Origin of the sequence: Xenorhabdus santafensis, assembly GCF_033949405.1 — a bacterium.
Taxonomy (GTDB): domain Bacteria; phylum Pseudomonadota; class Gammaproteobacteria; order Enterobacterales; family Enterobacteriaceae; genus Xenorhabdus; species Xenorhabdus santafensis.
This window is the reverse complement of record NZ_VCDN01000041.1, coordinates 23460-37678: the sequence shown is the minus strand read 5'-3', so window position 1 is coordinate 37678 and position 14219 is coordinate 23460. Positions and strand designations below refer to the sequence as shown.

At 40.9% G+C, this 14219-nt stretch carries 16 protein-coding genes; 10 read left to right on the top strand and 6 right to left on the bottom strand.

Going from position 1 to position 14219, the window contains the following annotated elements:
• Window position 1 precedes the first annotated feature (1 nt).
• The 5 genes from FE392_RS10880 (at window position 2) to nadS (ending at window position 3138) form a co-directional block, all read left to right on the top strand.
• Complete coding sequence (locus tag FE392_RS10880; RefSeq protein WP_319930241.1) at window positions 2-319, top strand: hypothetical protein; 318 nt, start codon at window positions 2-4, stop codon at window positions 317-319.
• Window positions 319-531: an excisionase gene (locus FE392_RS10875; RefSeq protein WP_319930240.1), complete on the top strand. Its 213-nt coding sequence runs from the start codon at window positions 319-321 to the stop codon at window positions 529-531. Before FE392_RS10880 ends, FE392_RS10875 begins: the two co-directional genes overlap by 1 nt.
• Entirely contained in the window at window positions 486-1676 is a 1191-nt protein-coding gene (locus tag FE392_RS10870; RefSeq protein ID WP_319930239.1) for an Arm DNA-binding domain-containing protein, read from the top strand. Before FE392_RS10875 ends, FE392_RS10870 begins: the two co-directional genes overlap by 46 nt.
• Window positions 1677-2472: 796 nt before the next feature.
• On the top strand, window positions 2473-2796 hold the full coding sequence (locus FE392_RS10865; protein WP_319930238.1) for a type II toxin-antitoxin system RelE/ParE family toxin: 324 nt from the start codon (window positions 2473-2475) through the stop codon (window positions 2794-2796).
• A 45-nt stretch (window positions 2797-2841) separates the two neighbouring features.
• Entirely contained in the window at window positions 2842-3138 is a 297-nt protein-coding gene (gene nadS / locus FE392_RS10860; protein WP_319930237.1) for a NadS family protein, read from the top strand.
• Between the two features lie 317 nt (window positions 3139-3455).
• Here nadS and FE392_RS10855 read toward each other — a convergent pair whose 3' ends face one another.
• From FE392_RS10855 to FE392_RS10835, 5 genes are all read right to left on the bottom strand, one after another.
• Window positions 3456-4589 carry a hypothetical protein gene (locus FE392_RS10855; protein ID WP_319930236.1) on the bottom strand — a complete coding sequence of 378 codons (1134 nt, stop codon included), beginning with the start codon at window positions 4587-4589 and terminating at the stop codon, window positions 3456-3458.
• Window positions 4590-4826: 237 nt separating this feature from the next.
• The gene (locus FE392_RS10850; protein WP_319930235.1) at window positions 4827-5564 is read right to left on the bottom strand and encodes a hypothetical protein; all 738 of its coding nucleotides are present in this window, start codon (window positions 5562-5564) and stop codon (window positions 4827-4829) included.
• Between the two features lie 71 nt (window positions 5565-5635).
• On the bottom strand, window positions 5636-6211 hold the full coding sequence (locus tag FE392_RS10845) for a hypothetical protein (protein WP_319930234.1): 576 nt from the start codon (window positions 6209-6211) through the stop codon (window positions 5636-5638).
• A gap of 77 nt (window positions 6212-6288) precedes the next feature.
• Window positions 6289-6963 carry a histidine phosphatase family protein gene (locus FE392_RS10840; protein ID WP_319930233.1) on the bottom strand — a complete coding sequence of 225 codons (675 nt, stop codon included), beginning with the start codon at window positions 6961-6963 and terminating at the stop codon, window positions 6289-6291.
• Window positions 6964-7002: 39 nt separating this feature from the next.
• The gene (locus FE392_RS10835) at window positions 7003-7500 is read right to left on the bottom strand and encodes a hypothetical protein (RefSeq protein WP_319930232.1); all 498 of its coding nucleotides are present in this window, start codon (window positions 7498-7500) and stop codon (window positions 7003-7005) included.
• Window positions 7501-7795: 295 nt separating this feature from the next.
• Here FE392_RS10835 and FE392_RS10830 point away from each other — a divergent pair, with 295 nt between their 5' ends.
• The 3 genes from FE392_RS10830 (at window position 7796) to copM (ending at window position 9895) form a co-directional block, all read left to right on the top strand.
• Window positions 7796-8134 (top strand): SH3 domain-containing protein, encoded by a 339-nt coding sequence (locus FE392_RS10830; protein ID WP_319930231.1) that lies wholly within the window; start codon window positions 7796-7798, stop codon window positions 8132-8134.
• 119 nt (window positions 8135-8253) lie between these two features.
• The gene (locus tag FE392_RS10825) at window positions 8254-9222 is read left to right on the top strand and encodes a threo-3-hydroxy-L-aspartate ammonia-lyase (RefSeq protein ID WP_319930230.1); all 969 of its coding nucleotides are present in this window, start codon (window positions 8254-8256) and stop codon (window positions 9220-9222) included.
• Between the two features lie 301 nt (window positions 9223-9523).
• The gene (gene copM, locus FE392_RS10820; protein ID WP_319930269.1) at window positions 9524-9895 is read left to right on the top strand and encodes a CopM family metallochaperone; all 372 of its coding nucleotides are present in this window, start codon (window positions 9524-9526) and stop codon (window positions 9893-9895) included.
• Window positions 9896-10090: 195 nt separating this feature from the next.
• Here the strand turns inward: copM and prpR are convergent, their stop codons facing one another.
• Window positions 10091-11770 (bottom strand): propionate catabolism operon regulatory protein PrpR, encoded by a 1680-nt coding sequence (gene prpR, locus FE392_RS10815; protein WP_319930229.1) that lies wholly within the window; start codon window positions 11768-11770, stop codon window positions 10091-10093.
• A gap of 303 nt (window positions 11771-12073) precedes the next feature.
• Between prpR and prpB the strand changes: the two genes are divergently transcribed.
• Both prpB and prpC read left to right on the top strand, forming a co-directional pair.
• The gene (prpB, locus tag FE392_RS10810) at window positions 12074-12979 is read left to right on the top strand and encodes a methylisocitrate lyase (RefSeq protein WP_319930228.1); all 906 of its coding nucleotides are present in this window, start codon (window positions 12074-12076) and stop codon (window positions 12977-12979) included.
• Window positions 12972-14147: a bifunctional 2-methylcitrate synthase/citrate synthase gene (prpC, locus tag FE392_RS10805; protein ID WP_319930227.1), complete on the top strand. Its 1176-nt coding sequence runs from the start codon at window positions 12972-12974 to the stop codon at window positions 14145-14147. The genes prpB and prpC overlap by 8 nt, the downstream gene beginning before the upstream one ends.
• Window positions 14148-14219 lie beyond the last annotated feature (72 nt).

Here is a 14219-nt window from a genome sequence, read left to right as displayed (position 1 = left end):
CATGATCCATAACTCATTCCACCTCACACAAATAATAGCGTCGGCTTGGGGTGATCCTTCGGATATTACCGATGCAGTATGGAAAGCCGGCTATCGCAAGCCAGAACGGGAAGCAAAAGAAATCGTCGCACTTACTATCGACATTATGGAGGGGGTGCCCAATGAGGTGCCCTATTCTGAAAGACCAAAGAATTTGGATGACATTCTTGCAGGAGAGCTGAACAACATTATTTTTGATGCGGCGTGGAGCGATAAGGCGACACCTGCGGGAGTGGCGAAGTTGATTTTGGGATGTGGGTATAGGAGGGATAAAAAATAATGATTAGCCTAGATTGCGTACCTATTTCGACATATTGCCAACACACTGGAGAAAGTATCGAGGCCATTAACAAACGGTTACAACGTCAAGTTTGGGTGGAAGGGATTCATGTATTAAAGGTTAACGGAGTGAAAGAACGTTGGATTGATTTAGTTGAGGTGTCTAAATGGGCCAGAAAGAACAAAATGAACACGCTCTACCCAGAGGGGTAATGATACGCCGACATCGTGCCGGAGAGACAATTAATATTTCTTTTACCTATAGAGGGGTGAGATGTAGAGAGCCCCTTTCTAATCTAGATATAACCCCCAAAAACATAAAGTATGCTGCAAGATTACTTGGGGAAATCCACAATAAAATTGAAAGGGGTATTTTTTCATATGTGGAGTATTTTCCCAGGTCATCACGATTATCTATTTTTGGCAACAAAAAAATAGGGCGTAATGTAGAAGAGTATCTGGATGAGTATCTGAAAATATGTGAGACGAGAGGTTTATCTCCATCTACAATTGGTGGTTATAAAAAGTGCAAATCTGCTTTATCCGACTTACATAAAATTTCCGTCTCAGAAATCACACCTGCGATCTTAAAAAACTGGATTCAAAAGCAAACTGTTTCATTAAAGACAATCAGGAACCAGCTTTCGTTTTTTCGCAGTGCTATTGATGAAGCAGTCACTGATGGTTTGATAAGTGTAAATCCGGTTAATTTGGTGACAGCGTCCAGATACCAGACAGAACGAAAAGAAAAAGAGAAAGAATACATCGTTGATCCGTTATCACCCAATGAGGTTTCCGCATTGCTTTCAGCTACAGGTAACAAGCAATGGGAGAATTTATTTCGATTTGCTATTCACACTGGGCTTCGCAGTTCTGAGTTATGCGCCTTGCGCTGGTCAGATATCGACTTTATAGGAAAAACAGCACATATTACTGCGGCCAGTGTCGTTGGTGTAATTAAAGGAACAAAAACCAGAGCCGGAAAACGCAAGGTTGAACTTAATGAACAGGCGATATTTGCTCTTTCCAGTCAAAAAACATTTACCTTTTTAAAGGGCAATGAAGTATTCGAAGATCCCAAGACTGGTGAGCCATGGGCTGGTGCTGACGCTATTCGCAAAAAAGCATGGGTTCCAACACTGAGAAAAGCAGGTATCCGTTATCGAAATCCCTATCAGACAAGGCATACATTTGCCACTAAGCACATCAGCCAAGGCGCAAATCTATTCTGGCTCGCTTCGCAAATGGGGCATAAAGGGCCTGAAATGTTGTTCCGACATTACGGCTCATATTTATCCGCATATGATGGAAATACGGAACTAAAAAACACTAAAAAAGAGGTGGGAAAATTTCTTTAATAATCATGCACTCAGATAGGACAACAAAAGAGCCGCAAATGATACGCGCACCCCAAAATAAAAAATTAAACCAATAGAAACAATGAATTAATTATTAAATATCGCGGGTTCAACTCCCGCCAGCTCCACCAAAATTCTCCATCGGTGATTACCAGAGTCATCCGATGAAGTCCTGAAAGCCCGCATGGTTTGCTCTATGCGGGCTTTTTTGTGCCTGAGAGTATCCGCCTGAATCCAGAGAAAATTGGTACACGTTTAGGCACACAACAGACAATTGAATTCTAAAAAAATAATTTATATTCAATATATTGACAACTTCATTCCGGCTTCGCCAGCGCGTAAACATGCAGTCATTTTTGTTTGTCTATGTCCACTTTACGTCCACCCATTTTATTTTTATGGGAATAAATGGATGCGACCTAGATGCTAAGATATTCACCAGTTCTAACTTCCGAATAGAAATCATTCCCTTAATTAACTACCTTGAGTCTTCCACGTTTCCATCTTTATCTTCGATTTACAAATAGCCAAAGAATGAAAAAGCGATTTTAAATGACTGAGTTGGGCATTGAGAGTTATTACATAAAGCAACGAATTCTGATTTCTTTCGATGGTAATCTTTGACGTTTACAATGCTGGCTGGTTTTATACAGTATGGACGAATGATGGATTGTTTTCAGAAAGCCAACTACCTTTTTCTTCACATGTTAAATTTCCGTACTGCGTACGATTTAACTTTGACATTCGTACCGAGTACGAATAAACTATTTTTCATAGACGAACAAGGACGTGTTTTATGGAATATCTACTTTTTATCGAGACTCCTGTATTTAGTAGAGAACGGGTAGAGTTGTTAACCCATGATGAATTTAGACAACTACAAGAACATTTACTAAAAAATCATGAACAAGGCAGTACCATTAGTGCTACTGGAGGATGCAAAAAGATTCGCTGGCAGCGGGAAGGAACTGGAAAACGTGGCGGTGTCAGAATTATCTACTACACCATCACCAAAACTGGAAGGCTCTATCTTCTTTTGATTTACCCTAAAAATAAAAAAGATAACTTAACCTCAAAAGAAAAAGAAGTACTTAAAGCTATCAGTAATAAATTGCAATAATCAATGCCACGTAGATACGCGGCTTGTTCATACAACGGAGACACTATGGACAAAAAACTTTTTGACGATCTGGTTGAAAGTATGAATCAGATGGTAGCGATTGAAAAAGGAGAACTTTCTGTTCCTGCTGAAAATATTCATCGCCATCGCCTGCCCGACGTAAAAAACCTACGCGAAACCTTTGGGTTAAAACAGAGCGAATTTGCCGAAGTTGTTGGCGTTTCTACATCTCTAATTCAAAGCTGGGAACAACATCGCCGTATTCCTTCAGGTTCATCACTTAAATTACTTAAAATGCTTGAACGTAACCCAACGCTAATTAATGAGTTAAGTGCACTTTAATATTTTCTCTTTCTTCTTCATCATTCAAAAGAGAAAATAATTTCAGTTCGGCCTACCCTGCTAGGCCGCTTTCTGGCCCAACTGTATAAACTAGTGCGGCTTTATTCTGTTACTCATGCAATTACGTAAAATATAATTTATATTTTAATAACAGTACATTGATATTTTCTCTGTAATCCTCTTTTAATCCAAGAAATGAAATTTCCTTAATATTTTCGAAGGCCAACATAAAAAACGGAGAGTACCATTAATCATTGTGAAAGATTGTTCATCCCACATGACTATAAATATATTCTGGCTTTATCTCTTCACATTAACTAACCTTCATTAAGAAACCTTTTAATACGATTAAGAACGCCTTTATCATTGACATAAACGAGCTTTATACGATGACTTGCATTGCTGTTCATTAATCTCCTTGCTTGTCTTAACTCTGAATGTGCAATTGCTGATCTATAGTCAAGAGAACCAATATCGCTATAATCACAGTTACGCCAATTATGATGGAATTTTTCTTCATTTATATTGGATTTTTCTTTATATTTTTTAAACCGATTATCATCTTCCATGTAAAATACCAATCCTTTAATAGGTGAATTGGGATTTGCAGCTTCGACCTCAACCCAGTCAACTGCCAATTTTGATATTTTACGCCAATATGACTTGGCAAAAGTACGAGTAATGAGTTCCCCGTGATATTTTTTTTCATAACTTTCGAAGTTATCATAAGATCCAACCTGGCTCACTTCTTGCCTGAATCTTAAAAGGTTTTCAATACCTTCTTCATCACTTTTTAAATAAGATTCAAATGCATTATGAGTATAATTTTTATCTTTAATTGTATTGATTAAATTTGTATGGGTCAGTGAAGAACCAGCATGATAATCTCCTGACTTTATCATTTTCTCTTCATTTATACGTTTATTCACATAAGCAAAGGGAATGTTTTTCGCTAGAAACCCTGCCTTATAATTACTATGCAATTTTTCATTGCCGAATTTATCTTTATTACTATTTCTTCTTGTTAACGTGTCATGGAGAGATAATTTATCCATATTTCGACCTAAAAAATCACTCCAGCTATTCAATAAATAATGGATAGTGTTCGGGTCAATGAAACCCATAAGTGTTTTTTCCTGATCTTGTGTAATAGAATAACTATCATTTTCTGCTTCATGATTAAAAGACCAAATTGCAGTATAAAATTTTTTTTGAGCCACTGATACATTAGAAAGGTAAAAAGTTTTAAACATTTCATTTTTGTTTTTTATAAAATAGTTTATAGCATTTAAAATATTACTTGCAGATAAATCCAATCCTAATGAAGAACTTAAGATATCCATAGTTATATAAGTATTATCGTCTCCAGCAATCTTTTTATCATATACTTTTTTTAAATAATCATCTCTGGGGCTATCAAGCCCGAAAACTACCATAATATTTTTTTTCATGATATTAACTTAAGCTAGATTTAATAATTTGGAATATAATTCTCCTTGTTACGGGAGAAATGATACATGAATCATAATCCATGAAATACAACGACTATAATTTTCTCCTTATGTCTAATTATATCGGTTCATTAAAATCAAAAAGATATAGAATGATTTAGGCCATATGAATTAAATAAGCAGCTGTAATAACATGTTTTCTAACGATATCCAAAACCAAGTTTAATTACCTATTCATCACACCACACTCGTATTACTGTATACATCGGTTGGGTTGCTTTGGTTTTCCTTATGGATAGTAATACGCAGTTGATTCCCTTCACGGCGTAATATCCGCCGAATTCTGTAAGTACTATCAGGAATGTTAGCCCAAGAAACACCGTTATTGGCACTTTGCTGGTAAGTTTGAGTGACCACAAATTCCAATTCGCCGGGGCCGGTAAAAGCCCGCGCCTCAGTAGTATTAAATGGGCCTAACGCATCATGTTCGTCGCAGCCGATACCTAAACTGCCGGGCGTATAGTCGACGAGGCCATTGTGGGTACTCGCCTCGCGGTAGGCTTTGGTCACATAATGCTGTATCCCATTTGCATGTGTTTGCCAGCAGACATCCTCACGCAAGCGAATATGCATTAGATCATCCAGAATGCCAGTACTGCTCTGCCAATTCAACATGTGGATAATGGAACCCTTGGCACCTTTTTCCCAGCGGGACGTACGAAAATTGACTAACCGCGGGCATAGTTGTTCACGCAATCCCGGATATTCACTCATCAAGTACTTTCTCGTCCTTGCGTATTTTTGCCACTTGATGGCAGGCACTTTCGTCATCTCTGCTGCTAACTGAATTGCATGGAAAGATCCAAAACCACCTCGAACCAATTGAGTGATTGTGTGTAAAGAGCTGTGCCCGAAGTATTCATAAGCTGGGTTTTCGATTCTCAGTAGCCGTTCAAATTCGGTAAACTGGAACATGTGTCCCTCTCTATATGTACTCTGCCTTGCTGAAGGCTACATCTTTCACAAATTCCGATAACCCATCCTTTTTATTCGCGTACAAGACCAAGACAGCTTAGCGGCTGAATTGAATAGCGTTCCTTCACAATATTGCCATTGAAAAACACGACACTGTGGTAATCGGCTTCATTCTTATCTATCTGAAAATCTCTTATAAAGACATCTGTAAACGCTTTCTCTCCCCCCATCATATAATGGTTCCACATAGACTCATCTGGGCAACTGGTAAAAAGCCTCCCATCATATGCTCTAATGTAAATGTTCTTTAAATAGCTAGATAACTGTGAACCAAAAGAGGATGTTCTATCATCGTTTGATTGCGCTTCCCTCCATTCTCCATGTTGATTATTTTTATTATCAGGATCGGAGCTTGCCGTGTCACAGGCAAGCAGCCGGACGCTATACAAACGGGTAATAAGAGTCCATGCAGGAATAAATTGGGCAATCTGTTGTGGGCCATAAAATCGATCGTCTATCTTGATGCGAGGCACGCCAAGTGCATGTTTATATCCATGACAAACGATAGTAAGCCGAGTTTTACCTACTGCTTTACGGTGTGGCTCTATGAATATACTCGAGTCTGGGTACACACGAATTAATTTCATATAGTTCCCTCTCTTTACAGTAACTCAGTGAACCTTACTCTCCTTGCGTTACCATGTAAACTTTATCCCTACTGGTATTACCCCCCTAATATCCCCTTTCCACCAGCATTATTTGTTTTGGGATGGCAATCTATTTTCAGCAAATGGCTGGCTATTCCCCATTTAACGACATGGATCTGTTCTTTATCCGCTTCATCCATTTCCAGTATCGAATAACTGGCATTTAGGTGATAAAAGCGAGGAAAATCACGGAGGGAGCACTCTTTAAGTAATGAAATAGCTGCTTGTATGACGTGACTATGCGAAACTAAACATATTGTCTCGCATGCACAAATGAGTGGTAGTTTTTGTATAAAACCAATTAAGCGATTTGCAGCTTGCGCCAATGATTCTCCCTGATGAGGAACATAATCAGCATCGTTTTCAAAAAGCGATGCTGCTGCATCGGGATATTCCCGCCGAACGGTGTTAAGGTACTGACCTTCGAATTGACCAAAGTGCTGCTCTTTCAACTCATCCTGCAATACCAATGTACAACCAAAATTCCTGGCTATGGCCGATGCCATAGCCAATGCTCTGCCTTGCGGGGATGAAAAAACACGTTCTATCCGGATACCCAATGAAGTAAGTCCAGCAATCAGTGATTCCGTTTCCTTGCGCCCCTTTTTTGTTACCGGGCTATCACGCCACCCCTGAATAATGCCTTGCCGGTTCCATTCAGTTTCGGCATGCCGGATAAGGATAATTTGCATAAATACACATAATCTCTTTATCAATTGAGTTGAATAAGTTTATTCAGCAAGAAATTCCACAGAAATATCAATTTTAGGCTCTCCGCCATAGGCTTTTATTTCGTAACAATCCGTTTCGCCACAAACAGCTCTTTCAACAATATTTTCACACCCTTTTATTTCGGTATACCACCCTGCGTCATACCCATGTTCAAAGGTTAAATCACAACTCACTGGGCCGCTGGATACCTTCCAGCTAACGCTTTTTACTCTTAATGTACAACCACTAAAAATATTATCATTATCTTTTAAATAAATATCAGATTTCTCATCAGGCCCGATATTCAACTCATTAGGGCCGCTATCATACATACATTTACTGCTTTCTTTATCTATTTTTAATTTATATTGTGAAGAAGATAAGTTTTTAAACTCCATATTATATTCAGCAGATAAAGAAGCTTGTTTTTCTGTATAAACTTCGTTTTCTTCTGCAGATACAGGGAAAGCCAATAAATAACAAACAGCAACTAATATTGTGCTATATATTTTATTCATGCCGTTCTCCTTACGATAATCTTATTAAGATACTTACTTTACATTATTGGAGGTTATCATTTCATCCATAACAATTTTATTAAATGATAGTTTATTATAAAACTCCATCGACTTCATTTCATCGAGACTAAATTGTAAACAATTCAGTTTATTTATCCTCAACAAAAATAATAAGACACATAAAAACTTTTACGAAGAAGTCCATTTATTGGCATTATGCACTAAACTTATAACAGCTCTATCGAAATGAATTAACCATTTGAATATAAAAACAAAGATAAATCAGGGGGAATAAATGAGAAAAGGCATCGTAATTCGAGATTACGTCAGCGAATACCCAAACCCCATCAAATTACAAGTCGGGGAAAAGGTTGCAATCAGCCATAGTGATATTGAATATCCCGGCTGGATTTGGACGACAAATCAATTAAATATCAGCGGCTGGGTTCCTCAGCAAATTTTACATATTACTCATCCTAATCAAGCGATAAGTAATGAAAATTACACTGCACATGAATTAACCGTAAAAGCAGGGGAACATTTGTACCTAGAGAGAGTATTAAATGGTTGGTATTGGGCGCATAAAATATCTGGAGAAACGGGGTGGGTACCTCAAGAATATATTAAATTTTAAAAAATTATTAATAGTGATGACTATCTCAATATCAGTCAAAATATTAGTATTATAATAAAATTTGATATGGTATTTTTATCTGATAAAAATAAATCACTGAGCTAATGGAGCCTCTAATAATGAAGTTTACTCCCGATTATAATGATATCTCTGCTGCCCACTCCCGTATTAAATCTCACATCAATAAGACTCCCGTATTCACATCAACAACCGTTAATGAACTTTTCGATGCCCAAGTTTATTTTAAATGTGAAAATTATCAAAAAATGGGAGCATTCAAGTTCCGTGGTGCCCTGAATGCTCTCAGCCAATTTAGTGATGAACAGAAAAAAGCGGGAGTTGTTGCTTTTTCATCGGGTAATCATGCACAAGCCATTGCATTGGCGGCGAAGTTACTGAATATTTCAGCCACTATTGTCATGCCGACAGATGCACCCAAGGCTAAAGTGAATGCCACCAAAGGTTATGGCGGCCAGATTATTTTTTACGATAGATATACTGAAATTCCTGAAGATATCTGTGCTCAATTGGTAGAAAAACATGGCATGACGTTCATCCCCCCTTTCAACCATCCTCATATTATCGCAGGCCAAGGCACCGCTGCTAAAGATTTGTTTGAAGAAGTCGGTGAGCTGGATTCACTGTTTGTGCCACTTGGCGGCGGCGGCCTGTTATCCGGCTCGGCTCTTTCTGCCTCCAGTTTATCGCCAAAATGCCGAGTCTTTGGTGTCGAGCCTGAAGCCGGTAATGACGGGCAGCAATCGTTTAGAAAAGGGGAAATTGTTCATATTGATACACCAAAAACGATTGCAGATGGCGCACAAACCAAATATATCGGGGAGTACCCGTTTGCCATCATTCGCCATCTGGTCGAAGATATTCTGACAGCTTCAGATGAACAATTAGTTGATGCCATGTACTTTTTTGCAGAACGAATGAAAATGGTTGTCGAGCCTACCGGCTGTTTGGGATTTGCTGGGGCAAAAGCCATGCGGGAACAACTGAAAGGGCAACGTATCGGGATTATCGTCAGTGGCGGAAATATCGATATGAAACGTTATTCTGAATTGCTGGCAAGTAAAATTTAATCAAAGACTGTTGTGTCCCCATCATTAACTCGGTTCACATCGGCAGCCATATAATGTTAAACGCCAGTACACTGGTACTGGCAATATTTTATTCTAATTTATCTGCCCCCTCATCACAGCCAGCCCTTGTTTACATCCGTATATTTCATCAAAAGGTTAATCTCGTAACTGGATATATAGCGCATTATCCAGATATCGCTTATTTGTAAATTATATTAAATATAATTTAAGTTTATTGACCTTCCTGTAAGGGGAAGCTTTATAGTTTTGAATAAGTTAATTAACCAAACAGGATCATATGATGAAAAAAATACTTCCTTTAGCTGTAGCCTTAGGAGCCGCAATGTCTTTTGGTGTGTCAGCCAGCCAAGTAAACACTCACATGAATCACACCTCTTCAGAAACAACCACTGCCATGCAAAAAGAATTGAATAATTCGATGGCAAAAATGCATGAAAATATGGCTAAAAGCCTTAGTGTTGAAGATCCTGATGTGGCTTTTGCTGAAGGCATGATTGCTCACCATTTAGGGGCTATTGATATGGCTAAAATTGAGCTTAAATATGGCAAAGACCCCGAAATGAGAGAACTGGCAAAGGCCATTATCAATGCTCAGGGGCCGGAAATTGAACAAATGCAAAAATGGCTTGAGAAAAATAACGCTAAAAAATAATTTGGTCATCAGGCCGCTATAGGACAACGCGGTCTATTAATCAGGCTAATGGCACCCTAACACAGTGAGCAATAACATTTAGCCCAAGTTTTGCCAAAGCCAGTTAACGCTATTTCCTTGAGAAAATCATGGCAAGCTCAGGAATGGATACGCTATTGTTATCCGACACCAACGCATTGAGTAAACCCATTTCCCCTATGATATCCCGGCAGTTTTTTGTTTTTCCTGCTGTAATCTTCGCCATAATGTCGTGCGGCTAATTCCCAGATACTCTGCTGCCGCACGCCGATTACCTGAAAACCTGGCCAGAATATCATGCACAGAAAGCGCATTCTGAACAGGAGGAGATATCTCAGCCGGCGCTATTTTTACATCATTGTTTAGCGCGTTCTTAGCCACATTAATATCAATTTGGCGCTCAGGTGAAAGCGACAATATCAGCGCCGGTGTCAAAGATTGCTCAGGGTGGGCACTCAAATACAGTGCTATCCGCTCCATTAAGTTACGAAGCTCACGAACATTGCCCGGCCAGTGGTAAGATTGCAGCGCTTCATGACAAGCCGCAAGCTCTTGTATTTTCTGTGGGGCTATAGGCAAATTGAGAGCGGCACACGCCCGTTGTAAATAATCCGTCGCCAACAGCCCAATATCGCTTCCCCTTTCCCGCAAGGCCGGTACATTGACCCGCAATACACTCAAACGATAGAACAAATCCGCCCGGAACCGCCCTTCGCGTACCCAACTATCCAAATCACAATGCGTTGCGCAAATAATGCGAACATCAACGGCTATAGGGCGATATCCACCCACTCTGACAACGGATTTTTCTTCCAATACCCTCAATAACCGAGTTTGCAACTGTAACGGCATTTCGCCTATTTCATCCAGAAATAGCGTTCCCCGGTGCGCCACTTCAAATAAACCCGCCCGCCCGCCGCGACGGGACCCCGTGAACGCCCCTTCTTCATAGCCAAACAGTTCAGCTTCCAGCAGAGACTCTGCAATAGCCCCGCAATTGACGGCAACGAACGGTCGCGGGTTGTTACCTGACAATAACCCATAACGCAAAGTATATTCATTGTGAATCGCTTGGGCCACCAGCTCTTTCCCTGTTCCACTTTCTCCCTGAATCAAGACGGTCGCCGTTGAACGGGCATATAGCATGATTGTATTGCGTACATGCTCCACCACAGCAGAATTTCCTTTGATATCCCGAATTGTATGGCGGGTACGCAGCTTATCTTTTGTTGGATAAGGGGAAATAACGGCCTGATTGAGTTTCATGAATCTGGCAATTTCCAGAGAATCCCGAAATGCCTGACGGATAGAATCAGCAGAATAGATGAAAACTCCCGCCAATTTAGCCTTATAAGCAAGATCAGTAATTAACCCGGCTCCCACTATCACCTTAATCCCCATCGCTTTTAGCGCATTGATCTGTGCCCTGGCATCTTCTTCCGTCACATAGCTGCGTTGTTCAATGCTCAAATTGAAACTTTTTTGGAATTCTTCCAATACTGGCTGGGTATTCTGATAGGTGATAACGCCGATTCGGGAACTGATGTGCCGGGCGCGGGCCAATGCCTGCATAAAATCGAATCCGCTTGCTTTGGCGATAATTACGGGAACGGATAAACGGCTTTTCAAATATGCGCCATTGGAACCCGCACAAATAACAGCATCACAATGCTCGGTTTCCAGACGTTTGCGTATGTGCTGAACTGCATGTTCAAAACCCAGTTGAATCGGAGTGATATCCGCCTGGTGTGCAAATTCTGGTGTGATATCCCGGAAAAGATCGAAGATTCTGGAAACAGAGACTGTCCAGATCACGGGTTTATTGTTATCACGCTCACCTGATTGTTCTGCAACCATATTTTCCCCTTTGTTTCACCCTCTTCACTTGAAACAAATATGAAACAATTTTATTTCAAATGAAACCAAGTATACATTATAACCAATAACGAAACGATCACCACTCAGGCAAATTAAAATCAATTATCCATTTGATTAAAAACAATAAAATATTTTATTGCGAGTAAATACAGGCTAACTTTTTCTCTTTTTTTAATCCTTGGCATAGACTTTGCTTATATAAATAACGAATACAAACAACCCCCATTTTTGTAACAATTCATTTTCTGTGACAGTCCATTTTTTGTAACAACGAGGTTATATATGGCATTTTCTTCTGCAGGTTTAGCTTTTCGTCAAGCAATAGAAGCCGAATCTCCGTTACAGGTAGTCGGGGCCATCAATGCAAATCATGCATTACTGGCAAAACGAGCGGGTTACAAGGCCATTTACCTTTCAGGCGGTGGCGTTTCTGCCGGTTCACTCGGTCTGCCAGATTTAGGCATCTCAACATTGGATGATGTGCTGACTGATATTTTTCGCATCACGGGTGTGTGTGATTTGCCACTGCTAGTTGACGCAGATATCGGTTTTGGTTCCTCAGCATTTAATGTAGCCCGCACTATCCGTTCTATTACTAAAGCCGGCGCTGCGGGGGTTCATATTGAAGATCAAGTGGGCGCCAAGCGTTGTGGGCATCGTCCAAATAAAGAAATCGTTTCCAAAGAGGAGATGGTAGATCGCATCAAGGCCGCCGTTGATGCCCGTACTGATGAGAATTTTGTCATTATGGCGCGCACTGATGCACTCGCAGTGGAAGGGCTGGAAGCTGCCCTTGACAGAGCCGCAGCTTATATTGAAGCTGGGGCAGATATGCTGTTCCCGGAAGCCATTACAGAACTGCATATGTACAAAGAATTTGCATCCAGAACACAAGTTCCTGTTTTAGCGAACATTACTGAATTTGGTGCAACCCCGCTCTTTACCCTCGATGAATTGAGGAGCGCGGATGTAGCCATTGCCCTTTATCCACTCTCGGCATTCCGTGCCATGAATAAGGCCGCCGAGCAAGTCTATACCGCCCTGCGTCGTGACGGTACCCAAAAAAATGTCATCGATATGATGCAAACCCGTAATGAATTGTATGAAAGCATCAACTACTACGCTTTTGAACAAAAACTGGATGCCCTGTTTTCTCAAAAAAATAGCAAAGGTGATACTCATGAGTAATCAACATACAGCAACAGGATCGCCAGAATCCACTTCATTCAAACCGAAAAAATCCGTTGCCCTGTCCGGTATTACAGCCGGCAATACCGCCCTTTGTACTGTGGGTAAAAACGGCAGCGATTTACATTACCGTGGTTATGACATTCTCGATTTGGCCGCCCATTGTGAATTTGAAGAAATAGCCTACCTGCTCATCCACGACAAACTCCCTACACACGCAGAACTTGCATCCTATAAAGCAAAATTAAAAGCCCTGCGCGGCTTGCCCAGCAGTGTTAAGGCCGCGTTGGAAGCCTTGCCGGCCGTTGCGCATCCAATGGATGTTATGCGCACAGGTGTTTCTGTGCTGGGTTGCACTTTGCCGGAAAAAGAAGATCACAATATTGCCGGCGCCCGCGATATTGCAGATCGCCTGCTGGCGTCTCTCAGTTCAATACTGCTTTATTGGTATCACTACAGCCATAATGGGCGCCGCATTGAAGTTGAAACCGATGATGATTCCATTGGTGGGCATTTCCTGCACCTTCTGCATGGCCAAAAGCCACGCGAGTCGTGGGAAAAAGCAATGCATACATCGCTTATCCTGTACGCTGAGCATGAGTTTAATGCTTCCACGTTTACCAGCCGCGTCATCGCCGGAACCGGATCAGATACTTATTCTGCCATTATCGGCGGCATTGGTGCCCTGCGCGGGCCAAAGCACGGTGGAGCCAATGAAGTCTCGTTTGAAATCCAGCAACGTTACGATACTCCGGCCCAAGCCGAGGCTGATATTCTCGCCCGTCTGGAACGCAAGGAAGTTATCATCGGTTTCGGCCATCCTGTTTATACCGTTTCTGATCCTCGCCATAAAGTGATCAAAGATATTTCCCTGCAACTTTCCCAAGAAGCGGGAACAACTCAAATGTATGACATTGCGGATCACATTGAGCGCATTATGTGGGAACACAAAAAAATGTTCCCGAATCTCGATTGGTTCTCTGCCGTCTCCTATCACATGATGGGAGTTCCTACGGCGATGTTTACACCATTATTCGTGATTGCCCGCACATCCGGTTGGGCTGCCCACATCATTGAACAACGCACAGATAACAAAATTATCCGCCCTTCTGCTAACTATGTCGGCCCTGATAATTTGGCATTTATACCCATTGCACAACGCAAATAGCTCCGTTCATACCCAGTGGATTTCCAACATGCAGCACAACGGCAAGGAAAGTATTCCCGGGAGCATAGTCAA

Bases quoted from the DNA above. Each gene is read 5' to 3' on its own strand.
- prpB (WP_319930228.1), top strand. From the start codon at position 12,074: ATGGCATTTTCTTCTGCAGGTTTAGCTTTTCGTCAAGCAATAGAAGCC.
- FE392_RS10840 (WP_319930233.1), bottom strand. From the start codon at position 6,963: ATGCAAATTATCCTTATCCGGCATGCCGAAACTGAATGGAACCGGCAA.
- FE392_RS10865 (WP_319930238.1), top strand. From the start codon at position 2,473: ATGGAATATCTACTTTTTATCGAGACTCCTGTATTTAGTAGAGAACGG.
- FE392_RS10880 (WP_319930241.1), top strand. From the start codon at position 2: ATGATCCATAACTCATTCCACCTCACACAAATAATAGCGTCGGCTTGG.
- FE392_RS10845 (WP_319930234.1), bottom strand. From the start codon at position 6,211: ATGAAATTAATTCGTGTGTACCCAGACTCGAGTATATTCATAGAGCCA.
- FE392_RS10875 (WP_319930240.1), top strand. From the start codon at position 319: ATGATTAGCCTAGATTGCGTACCTATTTCGACATATTGCCAACACACT.
- FE392_RS10835 (WP_319930232.1), bottom strand. From the start codon at position 7,500: ATGAATAAAATATATAGCACAATATTAGTTGCTGTTTGTTATTTATTG.
- FE392_RS10825 (WP_319930230.1), top strand. From the start codon at position 8,254: ATGAAGTTTACTCCCGATTATAATGATATCTCTGCTGCCCACTCCCGT.
- copM (WP_319930269.1), top strand. From the start codon at position 9,524: ATGAAAAAAATACTTCCTTTAGCTGTAGCCTTAGGAGCCGCAATGTCT.
- prpR (WP_319930229.1), bottom strand. From the start codon at position 11,770: ATGGTTGCAGAACAATCAGGTGAGCGTGATAACAATAAACCCGTGATC.
- nadS (WP_319930237.1), top strand. From the start codon at position 2,842: ATGGACAAAAAACTTTTTGACGATCTGGTTGAAAGTATGAATCAGATG.
- FE392_RS10850 (WP_319930235.1), bottom strand. From the start codon at position 5,564: ATGTTCCAGTTTACCGAATTTGAACGGCTACTGAGAATCGAAAACCCA.
- FE392_RS10855 (WP_319930236.1), bottom strand. From the start codon at position 4,589: ATGAAAAAAAATATTATGGTAGTTTTCGGGCTTGATAGCCCCAGAGAT.
- prpC (WP_319930227.1), top strand. From the start codon at position 12,972: ATGAGTAATCAACATACAGCAACAGGATCGCCAGAATCCACTTCATTC.
- FE392_RS10830 (WP_319930231.1), top strand. From the start codon at position 7,796: ATGAGAAAAGGCATCGTAATTCGAGATTACGTCAGCGAATACCCAAAC.
- FE392_RS10870 (WP_319930239.1), top strand. From the start codon at position 486: ATGGGCCAGAAAGAACAAAATGAACACGCTCTACCCAGAGGGGTAATG.